Origin of the sequence: Marinomonas shanghaiensis (assembly GCF_003259175.1) — a bacterium.
Lineage (GTDB): Bacteria > Pseudomonadota > Gammaproteobacteria > Pseudomonadales > Marinomonadaceae > Marinomonas > Marinomonas shanghaiensis.
In genome coordinates, this window is sequence record NZ_QGOK01000003.1 from 1 (window position 1) to 23,924 (window position 23,924).

Annotated in this window: 21 protein-coding genes; 11 read left to right on the forward strand and 10 right to left on the reverse strand. The window is 44.7% G+C overall.

The window, feature by feature from the left end; all coding sequences use genetic code 11:
• From DKT73_RS00280 to DKT73_RS00300, 5 genes are all read left to right on the forward strand, one after another.
• Positions 1–1,417, forward strand: a 1,417-nt coding sequence (locus DKT73_RS00280) for a putative Ig domain-containing protein (protein ID WP_157959133.1), incomplete at its 5' end; no start/stop codon positions are given.
• A 3-nt stretch (positions 1,418–1,420) separates the two neighbouring features.
• On the forward strand, positions 1,421–2,758 hold the full coding sequence (locus tag DKT73_RS00285) for an efflux RND transporter periplasmic adaptor subunit (RefSeq protein ID WP_111636628.1): 1,338 nt from the start codon (positions 1,421–1,423) through the stop codon (positions 2,756–2,758).
• Entirely contained in the window at positions 2,759–4,873 is a 2,115-nt protein-coding gene (locus DKT73_RS00290) for a site-2 protease family protein (RefSeq protein WP_157959134.1), read from the forward strand.
• A gap of 38 nt (positions 4,874–4,911) precedes the next feature.
• Positions 4,912–5,739 carry a hypothetical protein gene (locus DKT73_RS00295; RefSeq protein ID WP_198666503.1) on the forward strand — a complete coding sequence of 276 codons (828 nt, stop codon included), beginning with the start codon at positions 4,912–4,914 and terminating at the stop codon, positions 5,737–5,739.
• Positions 5,726–6,229, forward strand: coding sequence for a hypothetical protein (locus tag DKT73_RS00300; RefSeq protein WP_111636631.1), 504 nt, complete (start codon positions 5,726–5,728; stop codon positions 6,227–6,229). Before DKT73_RS00295 ends, DKT73_RS00300 begins: the two co-directional genes overlap by 14 nt.
• Positions 6,230–6,239: 10 nt before the next feature.
• On the opposite strand, the gene DKT73_RS19990 is transcribed toward DKT73_RS00300, so the two are convergent.
• The 4 genes from DKT73_RS19990 to dbpA all read right to left on the reverse strand — a co-directional run bounded on the left by DKT73_RS19990 (position 6,240) and on the right by dbpA (position 9,696).
• Complete coding sequence (locus DKT73_RS19990) at positions 6,240–6,401, reverse strand: hypothetical protein (RefSeq protein WP_157959135.1); 162 nt, start codon at positions 6,399–6,401, stop codon at positions 6,240–6,242.
• Between the two features lie 105 nt (positions 6,402–6,506).
• Positions 6,507–7,808, reverse strand: a complete 1,302-nt coding sequence (gene guaD / locus DKT73_RS00305) for a guanine deaminase (RefSeq protein ID WP_111636632.1) — start codon at positions 7,806–7,808, stop codon at positions 6,507–6,509.
• 119 nt (positions 7,809–7,927) lie between these two features.
• Positions 7,928–8,299 carry a VanZ family protein gene (locus DKT73_RS00310; RefSeq protein WP_111636633.1) on the reverse strand — a complete coding sequence of 124 codons (372 nt, stop codon included), beginning with the start codon at positions 8,297–8,299 and terminating at the stop codon, positions 7,928–7,930.
• A 14-nt stretch (positions 8,300–8,313) separates the two neighbouring features.
• Complete coding sequence (gene dbpA / locus DKT73_RS00315; protein WP_111636634.1) at positions 8,314–9,696, reverse strand: ATP-dependent RNA helicase DbpA; 1,383 nt, start codon at positions 9,694–9,696, stop codon at positions 8,314–8,316.
• A 196-nt stretch (positions 9,697–9,892) separates the two neighbouring features.
• Here dbpA and DKT73_RS00320 point away from each other — a divergent pair, with 196 nt between their 5' ends.
• A complete protein-coding gene (locus tag DKT73_RS00320; protein ID WP_198666504.1) occupies positions 9,893–11,386 on the forward strand; it encodes a putative bifunctional diguanylate cyclase/phosphodiesterase in 1,494 nt (497 codons plus the stop codon).
• Positions 11,387–11,435: 49 nt separating this feature from the next.
• Here DKT73_RS00320 and DKT73_RS00325 read toward each other — a convergent pair whose 3' ends face one another.
• The 6 genes from DKT73_RS00325 to DKT73_RS00355 form a co-directional block, all read right to left on the reverse strand.
• Complete coding sequence (locus tag DKT73_RS00325) at positions 11,436–12,374, reverse strand: LysR family transcriptional regulator (protein ID WP_111636636.1); 939 nt, start codon at positions 12,372–12,374, stop codon at positions 11,436–11,438.
• Positions 12,375–12,423: 49 nt separating this feature from the next.
• A complete protein-coding gene (locus DKT73_RS00330) occupies positions 12,424–13,434 on the reverse strand; it encodes an ABC transporter ATP-binding protein (RefSeq protein ID WP_111636637.1) in 1,011 nt (336 codons plus the stop codon).
• Positions 13,434–14,432 (reverse strand): ABC transporter ATP-binding protein, encoded by a 999-nt coding sequence (locus DKT73_RS00335; protein WP_111636638.1) that lies wholly within the window; start codon positions 14,430–14,432, stop codon positions 13,434–13,436. The genes DKT73_RS00330 and DKT73_RS00335 overlap by 1 nt, the downstream gene beginning before the upstream one ends.
• 1 nt (position 14,433) lies before the next feature.
• Positions 14,434–15,372 carry an ABC transporter permease gene (locus DKT73_RS00340; RefSeq protein ID WP_111636639.1) on the reverse strand — a complete coding sequence of 313 codons (939 nt, stop codon included), beginning with the start codon at positions 15,370–15,372 and terminating at the stop codon, positions 14,434–14,436.
• Positions 15,369–16,349: an ABC transporter permease gene (locus tag DKT73_RS00345; RefSeq protein WP_111636640.1), complete on the reverse strand. Its 981-nt coding sequence runs from the start codon at positions 16,347–16,349 to the stop codon at positions 15,369–15,371. Before DKT73_RS00345 ends, DKT73_RS00340 begins: the two co-directional genes overlap by 4 nt.
• Before the next feature lie 281 nt (positions 16,350–16,630).
• On the reverse strand, positions 16,631–18,163 hold the full coding sequence (locus DKT73_RS00355) for an ABC transporter substrate-binding protein (protein ID WP_111636642.1): 1,533 nt from the start codon (positions 18,161–18,163) through the stop codon (positions 16,631–16,633).
• 222 nt (positions 18,164–18,385) lie between these two features.
• Between DKT73_RS00355 and DKT73_RS00360 the strand changes: the two genes are divergently transcribed.
• The 5 genes from DKT73_RS00360 (at position 18,386) to DKT73_RS00380 (ending at position 23,886) form a co-directional block, all read left to right on the forward strand.
• Complete coding sequence (locus tag DKT73_RS00360) at positions 18,386–18,967, forward strand: acyl carrier protein phosphodiesterase (RefSeq protein ID WP_111636643.1); 582 nt, start codon at positions 18,386–18,388, stop codon at positions 18,965–18,967.
• Between the two features lie 295 nt (positions 18,968–19,262).
• On the forward strand, positions 19,263–20,291 hold the full coding sequence (ylqF, locus tag DKT73_RS00365; RefSeq protein WP_111636644.1) for a ribosome biogenesis GTPase YlqF: 1,029 nt from the start codon (positions 19,263–19,265) through the stop codon (positions 20,289–20,291).
• Positions 20,292–20,302: 11 nt separating this feature from the next.
• On the forward strand, positions 20,303–20,683 hold the full coding sequence (locus tag DKT73_RS00370) for a YacL family protein (protein WP_111636645.1): 381 nt from the start codon (positions 20,303–20,305) through the stop codon (positions 20,681–20,683).
• 85 nt (positions 20,684–20,768) lie between these two features.
• Positions 20,769–21,368, forward strand: a complete 600-nt coding sequence (locus tag DKT73_RS00375; RefSeq protein ID WP_111636646.1) for a hypothetical protein — start codon at positions 20,769–20,771, stop codon at positions 21,366–21,368.
• A gap of 154 nt (positions 21,369–21,522) precedes the next feature.
• Positions 21,523–23,886 (forward strand): fatty acid cis/trans isomerase, encoded by a 2,364-nt coding sequence (locus tag DKT73_RS00380; protein WP_111636647.1) that lies wholly within the window; start codon positions 21,523–21,525, stop codon positions 23,884–23,886.
• Positions 23,887–23,924: the final 38 nt, after the last annotated feature.

Below are 23,924 nucleotides of genomic sequence, written 5' to 3' on the forward strand. Positions count from 1 at the left end.
CGATAACACACCGACTCTAAGTGCAGGTACAGCAACAGCGACTTTAGTTGAAGCAGGCGGTATAAACAATGCCACTACGGGGACGAATAATGCGTCGATTACGCTGACTAAGAGTGATGTCGATACAGTCGGTGTTGTTGGTTACGATGCGGTGTTTTTAACAAATAACGGTTGGACAACAACGGATAATGGCGCCACTTATTCTAGAGTTGGGACTTATGGAACAGCGACAATAACAACCTCGACAGATGTCATTAGCTATGTTCTGAACAATAATGCGGCTAATACACAAAGTTTGACCAGTGGTCAATCTGTTACAGATAGTTTTACGATTCAAATAACGGACGGTAATGCTACAGGAATGACCACCGCGGTGTTTGAGATCGATGGCGCCAACGACGCACCGATTGTTTCTGGCACAGTGGCGAATATGTCTGGTACGTCAGGCCAGATCTTCACACCAGTGACCTTGCCGGCAAATTTATTTAGCGATCGTGATGCCAATGATCAGTTGGTCTGGAGTGTTGAAAACCTGCCAACAGGCTTGGTATTTAACGCTGCAACGCGAACTATATCTGGAACACCTCGAGGTGGTTTTGAAGGCGTTAATACACTGCAGGTTGTCGCGACCGATATCGATGGTGCTCAAGTTAGAGTACCTGTTACATTGACCTTGAATCCTGCGCCAGTGCAAGCACCTGCTAGTTCACCGGTTGATGCTACGCCAATTGTACCCACTCAAAATACAGGTTTTACGGCGCCGGATATCGTGACGTCGACTAATGCTTTGCCAACAGGGGTGGTTGAAACGTCTGGAGGCTCAAGGGGCTTTACTGAGGTAGCAGCATCGGCTGGTGTTAGTCAGGCTCAGCCGGTAGTTGAGGCGCCAGTAAACAACGCACCTAATGCGGGACAGGCGGCTGGCTCAAATACGGTCGTGGTCTCTGAATCCCGAGTGGCTGTGAATGTGGGCGCCGATGGTCAAGTTCAAGTCTCTGAAGCCAGTGGAGTATCGACGAATACGACAGGCTTAACAGTGGCAACCATTGTGCCGCAAGGAGAGCGAGTTTCTATTACCATTGCCGATACCTCCGCTCTTGCTCGTTACAGTGGTACGTTGGCAGACGGGACACAGCTTCCAGATTGGGTTGAAATTAACCCAACGACGGGTGAAGTGACCATGACACCGCCACCAGGACAAGGAACCATTACGTTAAAAATTAACGCAGTGGATGCCGGTGGCAATGTGCGGATATTGGAAATAGAGGTGGATTTGGAGAGTTTATCTCAAACCGCACCAGCGGATACGGTAACAGACATCACTTCTGTTTATATGTCGTTGGATGATCAATTATCTGTTGCTGCGGAGCAGTACGACGATTATGGGAGCGGCTTGATGAAGCTGTTGGCTTCTTAACTTATGTCTGAAAATGCAATTGCTCAATTGTTACAAATAGAGCAGCAGGTTCGTTGTTGTGAAACGGCGACGGACCTGGGTTTTATTTTAGTCAACACCACGAGAGATTTAGTTCCTTATCAGCAAGCTGTGTATTTGTCGGGGACGGAACTGGAATCTCTAAGGATACACGCAATAAGTGACATCGCTTTGGTTGATCGAACCACGCCCTTTAGTGCCTGGTTGGAGCAGGTGTCAGCGATTGTGAATGCGTCGGATCAGGTGAACAAAGTTCATACGATAGAGACAAAAAATTTGCCATCGTCACTATTGAATGATTTGAACGATTTTACGTCTCCGTATATGTTGTGGCTGCCTTTGCAGATTCCTTCTAAACCCAATCAAAGGGTGGGAGTACTTTGGTTGGCGAAATCTCAGCCATGGACAGAAAAAGAAATAGGCCTGTTGAAACATTTGGCTTCGAGTTACGCTCATGCTATGCAGATGTTTGTTCATCATTCTGGGTGGGGAGCATGGCGACGTCGTTTTCTGTCTAAGAAGGTCAGTTTGGCTGCGGCGGCTGTGTTGATTTTACTGGGTTTTGTGCCGGTTCGTTTAACGGTTCTAGCGCCTGCCGAGATTATTGCAAAAGATGCTCTTTTAGTGACGTCTGCGATTGCTGGTGCGGTACGTGAGGTGATGGTAAAACCGGGTGATGTGGTCAGCACAGGGCAGCCCTTGGTTATGATGGACCGAACCGAGTATCAAGGGAGTTTTGACGTTGCGCAGCGAGAATTGGAAAGGGCGCTGGCGGAGCTGAGAACCACAGAGCAAGCTGGTTACGTTGATCGTCGAAAAAAAGCGGAATTGGCTGAACTGGAGTCTCAAGTCGCGCTTAAAACGATTGAACGGAATTATTTGCAAACAAAGCTAGACCAGACACAAATTGTGGCAGATAAAGCGGGTACTGTGGTGCTCGATGATCCTGAAAAATGGAAAGGGCGTCCGGTTGTTGTTGGTGAGCGTATTTTGTCGATAGCGGACCCGAACAATATACAATTAGAGATTAGGTTGCCGGTTACCGATGCTATTTCACTAAATCACGGTAACGAAGTGACGCTATTTCTTGATACTGATCCTTTAAACCCTATTCCATTTCTGGTGAACTATTCGTCTTTTGAGCCGAATTTAACCCAAGATCAAATCATTGCTTATCGTATTGTGGCGGATATTCAGAGTGAGGCTCAGCCGCCCAGAATTGGTCTGCGTGGTACGGCGAAGCTGTATGGTGACGAGGTGTCGTTAGCGTATTATCTGTTGCGTCGTCCTATTACCTTCGTCCGTCAATTTTTGGGGTGGTAGGTGTCGGTTCAGATGGAAGTGAAAGCACTCCCGATATTGCGTCAAAATTTGTCTTTATTGACAGCTCCGCCTGATGAAGAGGGGGAGCCTCGCTGGCAGATCTTTGATCCGCTGAGTAATAAATTTTATTATTTGTCTCGAACGGCTTTTTATATTTTTCGAGAGTGGCGTTATGCCAGTCATGCTGATGATTTACTGTCTCGACTCGCCCAAAAGGGTATCGAGGTCGAAGCGGCGGAATTTGACTATTTTCTGCGTTTCTTGGAGTCGAATCATTTCTTGGAAGCCCGAAGTGAAAAAGACTTGGCAAGACTGCGAGCCGAAGTCAGCCAACATAAAAAGCATTTTTTATCATGGCTTCTGCACAATTATTTGTTCATCAAAATCCCACTGTTTCGCCCCGATTTATTTTTAAATCGCTACTATCCAATGGCCAAGTATCTTTTTAAATGGCGTTTAGACAGGGTGGCCTTGGTGTTAGGCGCACTTGGATTAGTTATGGTGTTGAGACAATGGGAGACCTTTACCCATACTTTTCAAGATTTATTCAATGTATCGGCGATTGTGTATTACATTTTGGCCTTGGTTTTGGTGAAAACCGCCCATGAATTAGGGCACGCGTTGGTGGCGAAACGCTATGGCTGTCGAGTCAGCTCGATGGGGGTGGCGTTTTTATTGATGACACCTATTTTGTATACTGATACAACGGATGCTTGGCGTTTACGCTCGCGCTTTCAGCGGCTAAGTATCGTAACCGCAGGAGTGAAAGTTGAAATCTACATTGCTTGCGTGGCGACATTTTTATGGGCCATCGTACCTGATGGTGGGCTGCGTGGTGTGTTGTTTTTTGTGGCTACGACCAGCTGGGTCTCTTCACTATTGATTAATATTAGCCCTTTTATGCGCTTTGATGGCTATTATGCCTTGTCAGATTTTCTGGGTATGGAAAACCTTCAGCCGCGCTCTTTTTTAGTCGGGAAGTGGTTCTTGCGAGAGCGATTATTTGGTTTTGGCTTTTTACCACCTGAACCTTTAAATCGTAAAAAATGTGCTTTGATGGTGACTTATGCTTGGTGCACTTGGGTTTACCGGTTTTTCTTATTTTTAGGCATTGCTGCTTTGGTGTATTACTTCGCTTTTAAAGTATTAGGCATTGTTCTTTTTTTGGTAGAAATTATTTGGTTCGTGCTGCTGCCAATTGTGAAAGAAGTAAAGGTTTGGATCAGTTTGAGAAAAAATATGTCGTTTAATCGTGCAACTACAATGACGTTATTGGTATGTGTGCTGGGGTTGCTCCTGCTGATTGTACCCTGGAAAACGCACATTAGTGTGCCTGCGGTCGTCACGTTTGAGCGTCATCAAACCCTTTACCCGAGTGAGGCGAGTAAAGTCGTTGCTTGGCAGGTGGCGCCAAATGAAAAGGTAAAGCAAGGGCAGTTACTGATATTGCTAGAGTCTCCCGATGTTGAACAGCAAATTGTGTTGACTCAGTCTAGGCTGAACGCGTTGCAAATAAGTTGGCAGCGAGCGGGATCCGGTGCGGGCATATTGGATGCCTTTTCTAGTCTACAAGTACAGATAGCGAGGGAGCAATCTCGCCTACAATCCTTGCTTGACCAAAGAGAAAGGCTTGCGATTAAAGCGCCTTATGATGGTTATATAGGGGAGTGGTTGCCATTAACGGTTGGCGATTATGTTAATGAGCGTTCAGCTTTAGCGACACTGTATGACGATGAAAGTCTGATGGTTAAAGCCTATATAGATGGTCGTTTTATTCCACTTTTGAACCACAATGAGATGGCTTCATTTATGGGAAATGATGGTAATCCGTTGGCGGCTAGCCTGCTTATTGATAAGGTGATACCGATTGCGGTGAAACGTCTACAGTACCCAGGGCTTGCTTCTGTTTATGGTGGTGCCATAGCCACGCAAAAATTAGAGGATGAATTGATCCCTGAAATGGCCACATATGAAGTGCATCTGACATTACAAGGCAGCATGCCGCTTAACCGGCAACAATTTGGTATGGTCAGTTTGGCGATTGAGCCTACCAGTTTTCTCGTGGATGGTTTGCGTTACCTCTACGGTGTATTTATTCGTGAGTCGGGCTTTTAAGTCAGGCCAGATGTCGATCATAAAATGAAATGAATAACATGAAAGAGAAAAATCACGTAACGATTGCTTGGACGACTGCGCAGATTGATGCAGTGGTCAAAGATCTGGCTAACCTACGTTTAACGGTAGATTTAGATCTTGTTCCTCGTTATCCCTACTTTGGGCGTAAAATATACCCTTTAGGCCGTTGTAAAGAAATCCGCGACGCGGTTTTTGCCGAATTACAAACTCAACTTCAGCAACCAAAAGGAGAGGGGATAGCCTTAATACGAGATGCGCTTGATAAGGGGGCGGTGTTAAAGAAAATATGGGGAGATTTACGTGGCGTGTATTTTCAAAATGCCATGACGCTTGGTGAGTGGTATTTGGATGTTTCGAATGATACCGTGAATCCAAATAAACCGAGAGTTGAGGTTTTGCCTTTGGCCGAGTCGGGTTTTTCACACATATCGAGTTTCGAACAGTTTGTAAAAGTCGCTCAAATGTATTGGGGCGTTGACGTTTATCGTAATGATGTTTGCCCGGCACTCGCGCCTTTTATGCCTATGGTGTATGTGCGTGACGATGGTGTTAGTTGGGTTGGTGAAGCGAATGATGATATGTTGGCGATGACGATGGCTAATGAATTTTTAGCCGCGGAACGTATTTTACCCACATTGCCACCCCCTCCGAAAACCTTGTTACAGCAATGGCAAACGGTTTTATCCGGTGTTCCTCATAATGAATTTTTGCATGGTCAAGGCGATGCTATAGAATATTGTCAACACTATAGAGCGCAGCAATATCATGTGGGATCTCGTGTACGTGACAGTGCCGTGATGGCCTATCTGGCTTTGCCAAGAGGCATTGATTATGCACAGCAGTGAGAAAGAAAAAATTGCTCTTGAGCATCAAGCGGCTAAGCTTTTTATGCGTTGTTATGAGCGCAATACGGGTAAGGCTATTCGTCACATATGGCACAATGATCCCATTCGCCCTGATGTGTCCTGTATGTTGGAAGGTGAACGGTTGGATTTGGAAATTGCTCACCTTTATGGTTCAGAAGAAGAGGCCATGGAAATATTGGGGCGGGACCTGACGGATACGACGCGTGGTGTGTTACGGGCATTAAAAGAGCAACCTGCCGATGAACGGTTATTGCAATCTCTGAACCGAATTCTAGAAAATAAAGCCGCTAAGCGTTACGACACCAAGCGTGTCTGGCTGGTGATTCGAAATGCTCATCCCGCTTGGAGTAAAGAAGACATAAAAGCCTTGGAGCATCTTATCACTGTCCCTGTTCCTCATGCTTTTGAGAAGGTGTGGATTGTGGGCGATATGGAAGGTAAAAGCGGCATCGTTCGCCTGTATCCATAGCAGCGGGTCTTCAGTGGCTGTCTTTATTTTGCTCTGCTTTTTTTCTTGCGAGTTGATTCAGTCTTATTTGCTCTGCTTTGTATTTTTTTAGGACGATGAGCCCAATCATCAAAGCTAAGCAAAAGAAAATAATAGCAAACGCGCCAAGGGCGACAGTAGCAAGAGAGTTCATGGCATTTGACCTTAGAAAATAGTGCAGAGATTATATAAAAAAATGACCGCTTTTATAGATGAGTAAAGTGGTCATTTTTTGCTTTTGGATGAAGATGAGTCGATTTTAGCGTTGGTGTACGCATTGTCCGGCGGAATAAGTCGCTTGAATTGCGCGGTCATCACCAATAGTCATAAAGACAAAAAGCGTCTCTTCGATGCCTTTTGATAAGGCCAAGCGTGATGTGAGCAGTGGTGTGGCTTTTTTATCAAGAATGACAAAATCTGCTTCGCTACCAATCGTTAAGTTACCAATTTTGTCTTCTAAACGGAGCGCTCTCGCCCCACCTAAGGTCGATAAATACAGAGACTTGATTGGGTTTAAGTTTTCATTTTGCAGCTGAATGACCTTGTAGGCTTCGTTCATGGTTTGTAGCATGGAAAAGCTGGTTCCACCACCGATGTCTGTGCCAAGGCCCACGTTGACCTTATGCTCTTCTGCTTTATTAAGCTTGAATAAACCACTACCAATAAACAGGTTCGAGGTTGGGCAGAAAGAAATTGCCGAGCCTGTTTCGTGTAGTCTATGGTATTCGTTGTCGCAAAGGTGAATGCCGTGAGCAAATACAGAACGTTCGCTTAGCAGTTTGTGTTGATCGTAAACGTCTAAATAGTTCGTACTCTCTGGGAATAAATCTTGTACCCAAGCGCACTCATCTTTGTTTTCAGACAGGTGCGTGTGCATATACACATCGTCGTATTCGCTAAGTAGCTTGCCCGCTAATTGTAACTGCTCATCTGAGCTGGTCGGTGCAAAACGGGGGGTGATGGCATAATGGAGTCGACCTTTGTTATGCCAAGTCTCAATCAGTTGCTTACTCTCTAGATAGCTGGTTTCTGGCGTATCGGTTAAATAATCCGGTGCATTTCGATCCATCATGACTTTGCCGCAAATCATGCGTAAGTTATGCACTTCGCAGGCTTCAAAAAAAGCATCGACAGAGACTTTGTGTACCGTACCAAACACCAACGCAGTGGTCGTGCCATTGCGTAACAATTCTTTGAGGAAACGATCGGCGACTTCACGAGCATGGACTTTGTCGGCAAATTTGCTTTCTTCCGGAAACGTGTATGTATTAAGCCAAGTTAACAACTGTTCGCCGTAGGAGCCTATCATATCGGTTTGTGGGTAATGGATATGAGTATCGATGAACCCTGGAGTGATAACGGCGTCGGGATAGTGTTCAATGGGAGTATTGTTGGGCAGCGTTTGCAATAGATCGGCTGCCTCACCAATAGCGTGGATTTTGTCGTCTTGAATGACTAATAAGCCATCTTCAAAGTATTCATAAGCCGCCTTTATACCGACATCTTTTGGGTCTGCGATGCAGTGAACAATGGCGGCACGCCAAGCTTTTAAATAGCTCATCTAATCTCTCTTTAATATTGAGTGGATGTCTTTTTCAAAAAAATATTTGACCGGTTGGTTATACTTTAACAGGTCTTTTTCTGTCTTTCAGCAAACTATTTTTGATTGAAAAGGATTATTTAGAGAGAGTGTTTTAAAAAACGTCCTAATAATAGTTTGCTAAGGACAATGAAAATGACGCCTGAACTATTTGCATAGAAATCAAACCATTCGCCGTAGCGGTTGATATAGGGTTGGATGAGTTCTATTACTCCCCCCAAAAAGACAATAAAGGAAGCCATAACAATAAAGCGTTTCATCGGACCAAAAGCACAGAGCAGAGTCCAGCCACCAAAACCAAGTAAATGATGCAGTTTGTCAGAACCTGGGGCTGGAGGAAGATATTCGGCTGGCGTAAGAGTCGATACGCCTATGATAATTGCCCCCAAGAGAAAGCCGACAGCTTGTGCTGTCGGGGAAGTGAACCATGTGAGAGAAAATGATTTAGACATTGGTGTCGCTTTTCTTATCTGAGGATTCTTGCGCGAATGTTTTTGCCTTTGATTTTTTTGTTTTCGAACTCTTTTACGACGGTTTTGGCCACTTCGTTGTCAACAGAGACATAAGCATGAAAATCAAAAATATCGATTTTACCAACTTGCGATTTATCTAATCCCAGACCCGCGGTTAAGGCACCGAGTATGTCGCCTGGGCGAAGTTTGTTTTTTCGACCGGCATCAAAGGAGATGGTAGTTTTTTGTGGAATCAAGCGGTAGTGAGGGTCAATGTCGCCCAATTCAATGAAATTCGCTGTGGTGTTAAAGCGTGTTTCAATGTCACGAACTTTGTAATCGTCTTTGGCGGTCACAAGGTTTACGGCAACACCTGCTGCGCCAGCACGGCCCGTACGACCGATACGATGTGTATGAACGTCTGTATCACGAGTGGTGTCATAGTTCACTACCAAGTCAATTTCTTTTACATCGATACCGCGAGCGGCCACATCAGTAGCGACCAATACACAGCTGCTTTGGTTGCTAAAACGCACCAATACTTGATCACGCTGTCTCTGTTCAAGATCACCGTGTATAGCCTGTGCAGCGACTTTGTGTTCTGCCAGCCAATCAGCAACGACTTGTGATTCAGCCTTTGTATTACAAAATACAATGGCTTGACGTGGTTCAAAGTGCTGCAATGTGGCCAGCAGTGTTTCACATTTGTCTTGGTTTTCACTGCGTACAAAGAACTGTTCAATATTGGGCTTTAGGTCTTCTTGGGCTTCAACTTTAATACTAATAGGGTTGTTTTGGAACTCTGTGCTGATGGCTTCAATTCCGTCACCATACGTCGCGGAAAAGAGTAATGTCTGACGGTTGCTTGGGGTTAATTCTACCACTTCTCGTATGCTATCAATGAACCCCATGTCTAGCATGCGATCTGCTTCATCTAATACAAGCGTGTTCAGTGCATTGAGTTTGAGCGAACCTTTGCGCAGGTGTTCCATTAGTCGACCAGGTGTGCCCACAACAATGTGAGCGCCATGCTCTAAAGAGCCTATTTGAGGGCCAAACGGCATACCACCGCACAAACTTAAGACTTTAATATTGTCTTGAAAACGCGCTATTTTACGTATCTCTTTTGAGACTTGATCAGCCAATTCTCGTGTTGGGCACATTACCAAAGCTTGAACACCAAAAAAGCGCGGATTGATCTTGAGTAGAAGGCCAATCGCAAAGGCGATGGTTTTACCGCTGCCAGTTTGTGCTTGAGCCAGAATGTCTTTGCCATCAATGATAGCGGGCAAGCTTTGTTCTTGAATCGGGGTGAAGGTGGTGAAACCCATGTCTGAAAGCAGTGCGGTAAGTTTGGTCGGTAACAAATTGTTTAGTGCGTGTTGAAATTGGATCACAAGAGGCTCGTTCGATAGAATAAATAATGGACAGAGGATACCAGAAAACGACTATAAATACTTTGCTTCGTCATTTATTCCGTGTCGATTTCGCTATTTTTAGGTAAAGTGGACGTTAGTATAGATATAGTTGTATTAGGGCGTATTTTGTTTACGGTCAGTTGACGAGCAGATGATGACTTCTTCAAGGAATAATGTGAAAAATAAAAACACACACTATATTGTCTTCTGTACTGTTTTTGTGTGCGGTATTGTCGCCAGCCTTATGCCGTGGGAATTGAGTCCATTGTGGGTATTTAGTCTCTTGGCTTTGGGCTTGTCTTTTTATACCAAAAAATTCCTATTGAATTATTATGCGATCCTTGAGTCGATCAATAAACGCATCGAAATAGACGAACTTACTGGGTTATTCAGTCGTTATCAAATTCAGCAAGAGTTGAATCAGTTAATTGTGACAAGTCATGCGCAAGATAAAAAATTAGCGGCGTTAGTCTTGGATCTCGATCATTTTAAAACCATTAATGATGCATTCGGCCACAAAATCGGTGATAAATTACTGGTTAATGTGGCACAACGTCTGATGTCTGTTTGTCCAAAACAAGCGGTGGTTGGGTATTTGGGGGGCGATGCGTTTCTTGTCTTGTTGGCTCTCGATCATGATCAGGACAAGCCTTATCTGGTGACTTTATCAAAAAATGTGATTGATCATGTGAGTCAGAGTTACCTTGTTGATGAGTTAACGCTGAATATCGGCTGTTCTATTGGTGTTGCCGTGTATCCTGAGTTTGGTTTGGATGCGGCAACCTTAATGAAGAACGCTGACATGGCGGTGTATCGAGCCAAATCAGCAGGCCGGGCCACTTACTATTTTTACGATGGTGAAATGGGTCGTCAGTTTGCTCGCAATGTCAGAATCGAGACGCGTTTACGGCAGGCTTTACGCAACGAGAGCTTAGAAGTGCACTTTCAGCCAAAAGTGGATCTTTTGACTGAGCGCTGCGTGGGAATGGAGGCCTTATTAAGATGGAATGATGATGAGTTGGGTTGTGTTTCTCCAGCAGAATTTATCCCAATTGCGGAGCAAACCGGTATCATTTTGCCTTTGGGTGAGTGGGTGTTTGAGCAAACTTTTCGCCATATTCTGGAATGGCAAGAGCAGGGCATCATAGTGCCGCCTATTGCTATCAATTGCTCTGCGGCGCAGCTAAAACGATCGGACTTTTTAACCAAGCTCGTGGCATTACTGGAAAAATACCAAATTGATCCCAGTTTGTTGGAGGTGGAGGTGACTGAGTCTATTTTAATTGAAGACGCGACAATTTGTGCCGAGCTTCTCAATGAGATGAGTCAGATTGGAATACGCCTTGCTATAGACGATTTTGGTACAGGTTACTCGAGTTTGAGTTATTTAAAAGATCTTCCGTTTCATTATGTCAAAATAGATCAGGTGTTTATTCGCGATATTGTGCATGACAAAAGTCATGCGGCACTGACAAACGCCATTATCAGTTTAAGCCATAGTTTGCATTTAAAGGTCATTGCAGAGGGTATTACAAGTTTGGAGCAGCTTGCATTATTGCGCGAATACGGCTGCGACATTGGTCAAGGTTATCTGTTTAGTAAAGCGCTTGGTGCGGATTCTTTAGCGAGTGATCCTATGATTGTCGCCTTGAATCAACAAGCGCTGTAGTCTGATGACAAGATAAACCTTGTTAAGATCCGCTAGATGCCCTGTAACGTCACGACAGAGCACCATCTTTGCGTACTTTTTCTTTTAATGTCTCCCAAAATTGCGTGAGATTAGGGTTTTGATTGAATCTTGATCGGTATAAGCGTATTTCTAATGGAATATTCCAATTGGCTTCCCCTGCCAGCGCTACTTTGCCATAGTTCAAGGTGTCTAGCATAAGGCGTCTAGGGATCCAGCCTATGCCATAGCCTTCTTTTACCATGGCTTTGATGCTGACTGAGTGATAGTTCTCAGAAAGCGTTTGTAGCTGTGGGATGTCCCGCTGGCGTTGTAGGTGATGATGAATCACAGGCTGTAAGAAAGAGTTTTCATAATAGCCAATATAAGGAAGCGGTTTTCTTTTTAACCCTGGTAACATGAATTTGGCTTGCCCTGTATTGTCTGTTGCGCTGCATGGAATAAGAGTCTCTTCTGCAATGACCAAATGCTCGTATTGTTCGTCATCAAGGGCGCGAATGAAATTGATCGCTGGATGCCAGTAGCACAGCATGATATCGCATTGTTGGTCCATTAACGCGTTGACAAAATCAATACCTAACCATGAGCTTGACTTCATGTTGATGTCTAAATCAAGGTTGATACTTTGACAAAACGGTTCAATGACGTCTTTGTAAAAACTGAGAAACAATGTTTGTGTTGTTACAAATCGTATTTGCGACTCTTCTTGTTTGCGAATTTCTTGGCAGCGTTCTTTGGCATCTCGTAATTGCCTCGTGATCAGCTCTGCACTTTGAAGAAAGACCTCCCCAGCAGGCGTGAGCGATAAGGGCAGTGTGTTTCTGTCTATCAGCGTAACGCGCATTTCTTCTTCGAGCAATTTTATGCGTCGACTAAAAGTGGGTTGTGTGACGTTTTGCTCATCCGCAGCACGAGAAAAATGCCGTGTTTTTGCCAGCGCAATAAAGTCTTCTAGCCATCTTATTTCCATACAACCTCCCCAACACGCAGGGTGGTGTGTGTAAGTGACATTGAGAGAATCATAGTCTTCCCTCCTCAATCGCATGGCAGGCAACGCTGCTGCCATCACGCTGTAATGTCATGGCGGGAGAGTGTTCGTAACAGCGTTGATTTGCATAGGGGCAGCGAGCTTGAAATACGCAACCAATAGGCTTTTCTACAGGGGTTGGTACTTCGCCAATCAAGCGAATCGGCTGCGCAGTATTGCTGTCTAAGCGTGGAATCGCAGACAACAGTGCTCTGGTATATGGGTGTTTCGGGGCGCTAAATAACGTTTTCGTTGGGGCTAATTCACAAATTCGCCCCAAATACATCACGGCAACTCGCGTAGCGAAATGTTCTACCACCGCTAGGTCGTGGGTAATAAACAAATAGCTGAGATTGCGTTCTTCTTGTTTATCCATCATTAAATTAAGAACTTGAGCTTGTACCGATACATCTAATGCGGATAAAGGTTCGTCGGCGACGATAAAATCTGGCTCAACTGAGAGTGCGCGTGCAAGACTGATACGTTGCCGTTGTCCGCCAGAGAATTCGTGCGGGTAGCGGTCTGAGCTTGAGGCAGAAATGCCAACGGATTCCAGTAACTCGTCAATTTGTTCATCTACCTGAGACTGAGAAAGCTGCGGATTATGGAACGAGATTGGTTCACTGAGCGTTTGATAAACCGTCATTCTGGGATTTAGCGATGCATAAGGGTTCTGAAATACCATTTGCATACGACGGCGAAAAAACATGCGTTGGCGATTGTTTAAATGATCTATGCGTTGATCAAGATAATGGATTTCACCAGCACTGGGTGTAGTTAAGCCCATGATGACGCGCGCTAATGTGGATTTACCACAGCCGGTTTCACCCACTACACATACGGTCTCACCTTGGTTTATGGTGAGGTTGACGCCATTAAGCGCATGTATGCTGTCTTTGTGTCGGCGGAGTTTGCCCCGATGAAAGCGCCATTGACTCAGCCAGCTTTCGTTTGTGGTGAAAGCTTTTTCCAAACCGCTAATTTGAATAAGAGGGGTGGCCATCAATGTGTCTCCTGATCTTGCTCGGCAAACTCATTGAGCATATCTTCCACCAGAAAGCAGGCCACACTGGACACACCGCTGTAAATGAAATTCGGTTGTTCTTGGCGGCATTTTTGCGTTGCATAGGGACAACGAGGGTGAAAAGCACAACCCGATGGCCGCTCTGCTAAGGATGGCATGCTGCCCTGAATTTGGTTCAATCTTTGTCCCGGTAGGGTCATTTGGGGTAGGGCATTCAGTAAGCCTTGTGTATAAGGGTGTTGCGGGTCATTGATGATTTCTAGAGTTGGGCCTTCTTCAACGACGTGACCTGCGTACATGACTAAGGTTCGCTCTGCCACTTTTGATACTACACCTAGATCGTGGCTAATAAGCACCAAGGCCACGCCGTTGTCTCGGCAAATCGTTAGTAGCAGCTGAAGGATTTCCGCTTGAATAGTCACGTCTAGTGCGGTGGTTGGTTCGTCCGCAATAATAATGTCAGGGTTTAACAATAAAACAGAGGCGATAATGACTCGCTGTCTCATGCCACCAGACAACTCATGTGGGTATTGGTTAAAACGTTTCTCAGGTGAGGCAATTTGCACATGGTGTAGCTTTTCGATCGCAATATTGCGAGCGTCTTTGTAAGAAATTTTGGTATGGCTGCGAATGGTCTCGACCAACTGATCGCCAATCGTTAGTACAGGGTTCAGCGTCATCATAGGGTCTTGAAATATCATCGCAATGCGTTTGCCACGGACTTCCTGTAGCTGACGCAAGCTCATTTTGGTCAGTTCTTTGTTTTCTAGTTTAATGGAACCAGACTCGATGTATCCGGGTTTGCCAATGAGATTCACGATAGAGAATCCCAACACCGATTTTCCAGCGCCAGATTCCCCCACAATGGCGATACGTTCTCCACGGTTTAGTGTGAAGCTAACATCAATAAGAGCGGCGAGTTCGCGCTCTTTTGTGTGAAAATTGACGTAGAGATTGCTGACACTTAGTAAATTCATTTTAGTCTTTGTACGTCCTAGGGTTTAGATGGTCGCGTAACCAATCACCGAGTAGATTCATGACCAAAATCAAGATAATTAACGTGATGCTGGGGATCACGCAAATCCACCAAGAACCAGCAAACATATACGCGAAGCCTGCGGATATTAATGAGCCAAGAGAAGGTTCTGTGGCAGGCATTCCCAACCCTAAAAAAGACAAAGCGGCTTCGGCGACGATGGCATTGGCAATTTGCACAGTGAAAATAACTAAAATGGGTGACAAGGTATTTGGTAGGATATGGCGAAACATGATGCGCTTAGAGCTAATACCCATTACGCGAGCGGCATCAACGTATTCCTTTTGTTTTTCGGCTAACACGGAGGCGCGAATGGTGCGTGCAAAAAGTGGCCATTCAGTTAACCCGATCACCAATATCAAGATGATCATGGCAAGTTGTTGGTATAGCGCAATACCAAACAGAGACTGAAAAATGGCCAAAAATACAATTGCCACCATCATGTTAGAGAAGGACAGCTGAATGTCCGCGCAACGCATTAAAAAATTATCAATGCGTCCGCCCAAATACCCTGCAATTAAGCCAATACAGATGCCGAGAGTCGCTTGGATCAATACCGCACAAATGCCGATTGTTAAGGACAGTCGTGTGCCGTATAAAATGACAGATAAGAGATCACGTCCTTGCGCATCGGTACCCAATAAAAAGCGTTCGTCTCCGCTTATCCAGCTCGGTGCAATCTCGGCGTTCATGAGATCCATAAAAGCGGGATCGGCAATATCGAAAGGGGCAACCAACGGAGCCAATAACGCAACAAGGCAGTAAAATAGAAAAATAATTAACGCCAAAATGGCCAGTTTGTCGCCGACAAACCCTGACCAAACATGATGCCAGCGACTGCCAGGAATGGGATGAATAAAGTCTTTTTTGGTGTACTTCATAATCCATGACTCGCTAAGCGTACGGTAGGGTTGACTAAACCATAGATTAAATCCACCAAAGTGTTGGTAATGACAAATATGCCTCCGACAACAATCAAATAAGCGGAAACAAGTGGGGTATCGACTCGGTTAACGGCGTCCATGAATAGAAATCCCATGCCAGGCCATTGGAAAATGGTTTCGGTCAAAATGGTGTAAGCAACCAAGGTGCCGGCTTGGATGCCGCCGACGGTGATAACGGGTAGCATGGTGTTTTTAAGGGCATGCTTAAAATATATGCGTGGTGCTGATAGGCCTTTTGACCAAGCAAAGCGTATGTATTCTGATTGCAAAACCTCCATCATTTCGGCTCGGATTAAGCGAACGAAAATAGGCATTAAGGCAATGGCAAGGGACAGGCTAGGAAGAAGTAAGTGTTTTAAACCATCCTTTGTAAAAAGACCGCTGTGCCATAAACCAAAAATTTCTGTGGTTTGGCCTCTTCCAAAGCTGGGCGCCATATTCAGTTCAATGGAAAAAACATAGACCATCAGAATGGCAACGATGAAAATAGGCACAGAGAGCCCAATAGAGCTAACAATCATTAACAAACGGGAGAGTAGGTGTCTGGGTTTAATTGCCGCTAAAACACCGCAGGGAGTGGCAACAAAAATAATGATTAAGATGGCGCAAAAGGCCAGCTCTAGTGTAGCTGGTAGTTTGTTAAGAATGACATCTAAGGCTGGCTCTTTGTAGTAATAGGATGTGCCTAAGTCACCGTGAATAGCACCCTTGGCAAAGCGCCAATATTGGCTAAAGAAACCATCGTTTAAGCCCAGTTCATTGCGAAGTTGATTGCGCTCTTCTGGCGATACTGTCATACCAACCATTTGCTGCACTGGGTCGCCTAGTTTGTCTTGTATGGCAAAGCTGATGATGCTGATAATGATCATAACAAAACAAGCCTGCACCAAGCGACGGAGCAAAAAAATCAACATGGAATGAGACCTTTCACGATTACTGCGCTCTCCAATACTTTGTTAAAAACAGACTCAAAATGCTCATTTATAACCCATGGACTCGGCTTTGGCTTTCTGCGTCGCTCTAACACCAGCACCCATGTAGGTGTCCGCTTTTTCGTCTGTTCTTGCCTCATCTTGGCTTCGCTCGTGACATCGTGCAGAGGTCTCATGGGAGAATGTTATTCCTTTTTGTCTTTGCTATTGTCATTTTTTTCATTACTTTTTGAACACATAATCCCGCAACATATTTTGGATGTTTACGGTGTTTCAATGAATAAATCGCCTAAATGTGGGTAGTTTTGGTCATTCACTATGTCTTGTATTTTGACATTGTCTTTTGCCGCCCAAATGAGCGATTGCCAATACAGCGGAACAACGGCTGCATCCTTGTCGAGCGTTTTTTCTATTTGTTGTAAAAGACGCAAGCGTCTTTCAGGGTTCATTTCTCGATTTGCTTGGCGAATATCATCGTCGATACTGGGCTGGCAATATTCGCTGGCATTATAAGCGCCTAGGCCTGTTTTGGCATCCGCACAGGCGATAATAAATTCAAATAAGTTGTTTGAATCCATGGTGTCTGATTGCCAACCCAGCATCATCATATCGGCACTGCGGTTATCAAACTCTTTAAAGTATTGTGCTTTAGGCAGTGTTTTTAAATCCACCGTGATATTGATGCGAGCCAGCATCGCTGTAATAGCTTGAGCGACTTTTTCATCATTCATGTAGCGGTTGTTTGGTGCCATCATGCTGATACGAAAACCTTTTTCGTAGCCTGCCTGCTTCATCAAATCCAGCGCCTTAGAGACATTGTATTCAGGCTCTAGGTCATTAATGTGCCCCAAAAATCGATCAGGACTTAACTGACCAGCGGGTGTGGCATAACCTTTTAGGATTTTTTCCACAATGAGTGGTTTGTTGATGGCTAGGTTGATGGCTTTCCTGACTCTAACATCTTGGAATTCTACACGGCGTTTTTGGTTCATGTGCAGCAATAAAATACGTGTACTCGGCAGGGTTACCAATTGTATTCCTGGCATTTTCTTGGTGCGTTCCATGTCTATAGGTGATACGGGGAAAATAAAATCCACATCACCAGAAAGCAATGCAGCCAGTCTAGTCGAGTCCGCATGAATGGGCGTTAGGATAATATGGTCGACATTGCCAACGGTATCTTTATCCCAGTAATTGGGGTTGCGTTTAAGTTCCATACGGCTGCCCAGCTCGCGATTAATCAGTATGAAAGGACCTGTGCCGGACACATTGCTGGAGGCAAACGTTTCGCCATATTTAATGATTTCGTCATGGCCTTGGTAAAATGCTTTATCAAGGGGGAAAACATAGGTCATTATGTTAAGTAACAAGGGATTCGTATAAGTGGTATGGACATCAACGGTATATTCGTCAACCATGGAGACCGAGTCTATGGTGTCGAACATTGCTCGAAAATCCGGGGATCTCTTTAAGCGTTGAATGGTGTAAACCACGTCTTTTGCCGAGAAGGTATTACCATTGCTAAAAGTAACATCCTTACGTAGGTAAAAACGCATGGTTTGAGCATCGAGGCGCTGCCATTTTGTGGCTAAACGAGGCTCGAACTGACCGTTTTGCTTCCACCGCAACAGTGGATCGAAAACAAGATGAGAAAACTGTAAGGTACTTTCAGACAGCTGTTCATGTGGATCCAATGAAACAGGATCTGCGTCAAACGCCATTCTGAGTGTTGTAGCTGCCGCCTTGTTCCATAATATGAGCGCTAAGCAACAAGCTATAATAACCTTTATTTTCATTCTCTCTGTCTCTTTATTGGGTATGGCTTACAGAAGACGATAGTGTGTTTTTATCAAACCATATTGACACAGTTTAGGTAGTCGAGCGGAAATCCTGACCATATAGACCACTCTGCATTTTTGCAAAAAAATGAGTAAAAAGACAGTAAGACTATTTTGTTTTGTCATATTAAGTGCGAAATGTGTTCTATTTGGATGATCTGATCAACGTGATAGGTAAATATGAATTATTTTGCGCATCTGCACATTGCCTCAATCACTCACACTTCTTGGGTTGGCAATTTGTTAGGAGATTTTCCTGTCGAGCCGACAAATTTAGATGCAGACTTACTGGCGGGCTGGCGATTGCATCAAAAAGTCGATGTGATGGTGGATCAGCATGAAGCCAGTGTGTTGTTTCGTTCGATGGAACGAAAGGGGCGTCGTCGATTTGCTGGGATAGTGCAAGACATCGTGATGGATTATTGGTTAATTCAATATTGGCAAGATTTTAGCTCCCAAGCTTTGCCAGCATTTTGTGAACAGGCCGTTCTGGGGTTGGTGCAGGACAAGGAGCGAAGCCCTGACCGTTTAAAAAATATGATTCACTCTTTAGAGCGTGAAAATTGGTTGTCTAATCTAGGTACCCAAGAAGGGGTTGAGAAGGCGATTCACTCTATCATGCGGCGTTGGCAGCATGGCGCTCATTTACAGGGCTTTGTGGATGAATTGCCTGCTGTCATTGCACAAGCAGAGGCGCCATTTTTGCGCTTGTATCCTGACTTGCTTGACTATGTGCAGCAAGAAGTAAAAAACGTGGTATGAAAAAACAATGAAAAAAACCGAGGCCACACACAGCCTCGGTTAAATGGATCGATTCGTGACGCAAATCACTGCGATCCGATCGAGAGAACAACCATATAAACGTTGTAAGCTCAGTGCAGATTCTTTGCTTTCGTTTATATGGAGTGAAGGAGTATAGGGCGTTTGTTATGTGTCGCCTTGATTTGGATCAGATTAAAGTGTGTTACTTAAATTAAAGAGTATTTTCTCTATCTTGAGAAGAACTTATGGTAGAATCCGCCACCGAAAAAGACTTGGTTAAAATGGGAGTGTTAGGTTGAGCGTTCAGTGGTATCCAGGGCACATGAATAAAGCGCGTCGAGAAATCGAAGAGGTCATGACGCAAGTAGACATCGTGATTGAAGTGTTGGATGCCCGCATTCCTGATTCCAGTCAAAATCCTATGCTTAATACCTTGCGTGGTGATGTCCCCGTACTGCGGTTGCTGAATAAAAAAGATTTAGCGGACAAATCTCGTCTAGACTTATGGTTAGAGCACTGGCGTGGCAGTGAAACGGTGTTAGCGCATCCGTTTTCCACTTTGGATAAAGCCGACGTGGCGAAAGTCAGCCAATGGGTGAGCCAAATGGTTCCCCACAGAGGCAGTGCTGAAAAGCCGATTCGAGCCATGATTGCCGGTATTCCCAATGTTGGTAAGTCGAGTTTGATGAATGCTTTATTAGGACGTCGTGTTGCAAAAGTAGGTGACGAACCCGCGGTGACAAAGTCGCAACAAAAGCTGAAAGTGACGAATGGTTTTCAGATATTGGATACGCCGGGTATTTTATGGCCGAAAATTGAAAACCCTGATGCCAGTTATCGCTTGGCTGTTACGGGTGCCGTTCGTGCTACCGCTATTAATTATGAAGACGTTGCCTTGGTGGGTTTGACGTTTTTTATTGCCGACTATTTAGACTCTCTTGTGACGCGTTATAAGTTAAAAGAGATTTCAGCGGACCCCTACGAGGTGCTCAAAGTTATTGGTTCCAAGCGCGGGGCGTTACGGGCTGGTGGTAAAGTCGACATGCACAAAGCGGCAGAAGTCTTTTTGAATGATGTTAGAACCGGTGCGATAGGGCCTTATGTCATGGAAACACCGGAAATGATTGCGCACGAAGAACGTTTGGTTGAAGAAGCAAAAGCGAAAAAAGAAGCCGAACGACAAGCAAGGTTGGCGGCAGCTGTGCCGCAACGACAACAGGCGAGTAATCGAGCTTATCGGGATGCGCAAGTAATGGATCAAACTGAATTAACCGATCAGGCTCAAACTATTAAGCAAGATGAGAACACAGATGACAAACAGTGAGGTTCACGGTCATGGATTATGAAATTGCCTTTGATCAGGACGAAAATGTTTATCGTATTTATACGGGATACGAGTTTGCCGCCATTGGCGAATGGGTTTCCGAATATGTGCGGGATTTGGAGAGTATTCAGCGGGTGCTGATGGCGGCTCGTTTAGCGGAAACAGCGAAAGAAGTGACGGAGTTTAAACACGGTCCTTTTGATGTTGTGTTAAGTGAAGAGGGCGTCTCAGTTTCGAGGCAGATAGACCTAGATTCAGCCGAAGAAGAGATAAAGGCGATGTTTGATAGTCAAGAAAGCTTCTATCAAACTTCGACCGATGGTATTCAAGCGGAATGTGGTTTAGACGACTTAATTGATTTAATTGAAAATTGGCACGAAGTACTACAATAGCCTTAACGTGTTAGGGTAGTTGTTCCTTGCGCTGGCTGGGTTTACACTAGTGCTTGTTTATTTTTTACGTTTTTAGGGAGCCGATATGCTCATCGAATTGGAAAAAGCCCGCACTCGAAATAATGTTGTTCGCATTTTTCGTGAGGAATTGGATGGACCAGATAGCTGGACTGACGGTTTTGTTGTGGATGCCAACGAAGAAATGGTTTTGCTCCAATTGGTGGATGACAGTGTTCGTCTTAATGGCTACCAAATCCTCTTTTTGGAAGATATTAGCGACTTTGCTCACCCTGCTCCCTTTAATGATTTTCAAAAGAAAGTCTTAGAGCTTCGCGGCGAAGTAGTAACGGATCCTGAAGTAGAGCTTGATGACTTGGCGGTGTTGCTGATTGACATCAGTGAAGAGTTTGGGCTCGTTACCTTGCACCGTGAAGAGGTGGAGCCTGACAGTTGCGAAATCGGCCGTGTTGTTCGTGCTGATGCAGTGACGTACGAGCTAGAAGAAATTGGCTCTGATGCCCGTTGGTTTGACGATACCTTTGAATACGATCTGTACGATATAACGCGTATTGAATTCGGTGGCGCTTATGAAGATGCGTTGTTACTAGCGAATGACGCCATGGGCGATGATGCCTACGAACGTTCGGACGAATACCCTGACGACGGTATTGTAGACGAAGATTAGTGACCTACTCTTTTTCTATTTCATAGTAAAAACGCCTTAACGGGCGTTTTTTTATTTATATTGTTGTATTTATGTTGTTCTATTAAGTGATGGTGACGGTTTTGGGTGACGTGTTGTGCGAATGAAACGAAATAGAAAAATAGGAAGCTTTTTTATGTCTCGATGGGTAACCCTTCTTTTAGTGATAATACTCGTTTCTGGTTGCGCGGCTTACGCCACTCATCAATTCGATAATGCTTTTGGCGCGCAGAATGCGGCTAATCGTGCTGCTGATGTGAGTGAAGAAGAGGCGGTTTTTTATAATGAGCAAGTAAGGCCTATCTTAGACAGCCGTTGTGTGTCTTGTCACGCTTGTTACGATGCGCCTTGTCAGTTGAAGTTGACGGCCGTAGGTGGGATTGAGCGTGGAGGTTCGAAAGAGCTTGTTTATGATGGTACTCGCTTATTGGCGTCCTCTCCAACGCGTTTGTTTATTGATGCAAAAAGTACAGATGAATGGCGGGCAAAAGGATTTCATCCTGTTTTAAACGAACGTGAGCAATCTCCGTCAGCAAATTTGCAAGGTAGCTTATTGTATCGTGCGGTTGCCCTACGCAAGAAACAGGGAGATTTTACCCAACCGATTTTACCTGACAGCTATGATTTCTCACTTGCTCGTGATCAGCAGTGTGTTGGTATTGAAGAATATCAGCAATTTGAAAGAGATTACCCTAATTGGGGGATGCCTTATGGTCTGCCTGCGTTAAGTAACAATGAATACGATGTGTTAACTCGGTGGTTAGCGCAAGGCGGTAAAATGCCCGAGGCCAAGCCTTTGCCCGCTAAACTGCAGCAACAAGTAGCTCTGTGGGAGTCGCGGTTGAATGGTGACGATCTCAAAGGAAGATTGGTTTCACGATATATTTACGAGCATCTTTATTTGTATAGCCTTTATTTGGGTGAGGGGGGATCTGATGAAAGTGAGGCGTTTCGTTTCCAGTTAGTGCGTTCTAAAACGCCACCAGGAGAGCCGATTGATCGCATTGCCACGCGTCGTCCTTATGATGCGCCGGGTGTGGAGCATGTGTATTACCGACTCTGGGCCGACCCTGAAGTCAAGGTTCAAAAAAATCATATTCCTATGCAGTTAGATGAGGCGCGATACGCTCGTTGGCAGTCTTATTTTTATGGAGAGGATTATACGGTTACTAGAGATCCAGGTTATGCACCTGAAGTCGCGACGAACCCGTTTAAAGCTTTCCGTGACATTCCTGCTTACGGGCGTTACCGTTTCCTGTTAGATCATTCACAAAAAACCATCATGTCTTTTATTAAGGGGCCTGTTTGCCGTGGGCAGGTTGCTGTGAATGTTATTAATGAGCAGTTTTGGGTGTATTTTCTGGACCCTGAGATTGCTTACAACAAAGGGTCTGCTGATTATTTAGAAGATCAAGTACAGAACTTAGATTTGCCCGCAATTGGGTCAAGTAACACCTTGTTACCTACGTCTTGGGTGACGTTTTCTGAGCAACAGAAATCTTATTTGTCTGCTAAGGCAGCATTGATTGAAACAGAAGTTGGCAAGACGATTCCTTTAGATTTGAGTGTTATCTGGGATGGCGATGGAAATAATCAAAATGCCGCGTTAACGGTTTTTCGTCACTTCGATAATGCCTCTGTCGTAAAAGGGATGGTGGGTCAGCACCCTAAAACGGCTTGGGTTATCGATTACCCTTTATTGGAGCGTATTCATTATTTGTTAGTGGCTGGATTTGATGTGTATGGCAATGTGGGTCATCAATTAGTGACTCGCTTGTATATGGATTTCTTACGAATGGAAGGGGAAATGAATTTCTTGCTTCTGCTGCCCAAAGAAGATCGTGAGTCCATCCGACAATATTGGTATCGAGATGCCAATCAAACCATCAAAGATTATATTTTCAGCGATTACATAAAAGTGGATAGTCAATCTCAAATCGAATACAGCACAGACGATCATCAGTCTGAGTTGTATGAGAAACTCAGACACAAGCTGGCTGCAGTGTTGGATCATGGTTATGACTTAGAGCAGAGCAAGTTATCAGCGGAACAAATTAAAGCCTTGTATCGACTTCAGTCTGTCCGTGGCGGTGGTTTGGTGCACTTGCCTAATGTGGCTACTGTGTTGGTGACACAACAAGGCGTACCGTTGGAAGTGATTAGTATGATACACAATAAAGCCCACGCCAATATATCAAGCTTGCTGGATGAAGAGGCGGCTCGATTGCCGGAAGAGGATGGTGTTACCTTGGTAAAAGGTGTGCTGGGCGATTATCCGAACGTTTTAATGCAGGTAGAAGAAAGTGAACTGATTGCCTGGGCAGATCAGGTGGCGAATCTTAAAACACAAGCGGACTACTCAAGTCTTCTTGATAGCTTTGGTATCCGTAGAACGCATCCTAATTTTTGGTTCGTCAGTGATGCAATCGGTAATCTAAACGCGATAGATCGCCCCAGAGAGAGCGGTATACTGGATTATAATCGCTTAGAAAATAGATAGAGGCGTTGTTTTTTTTGCTAAGAGTGTTGGAGCGTTGT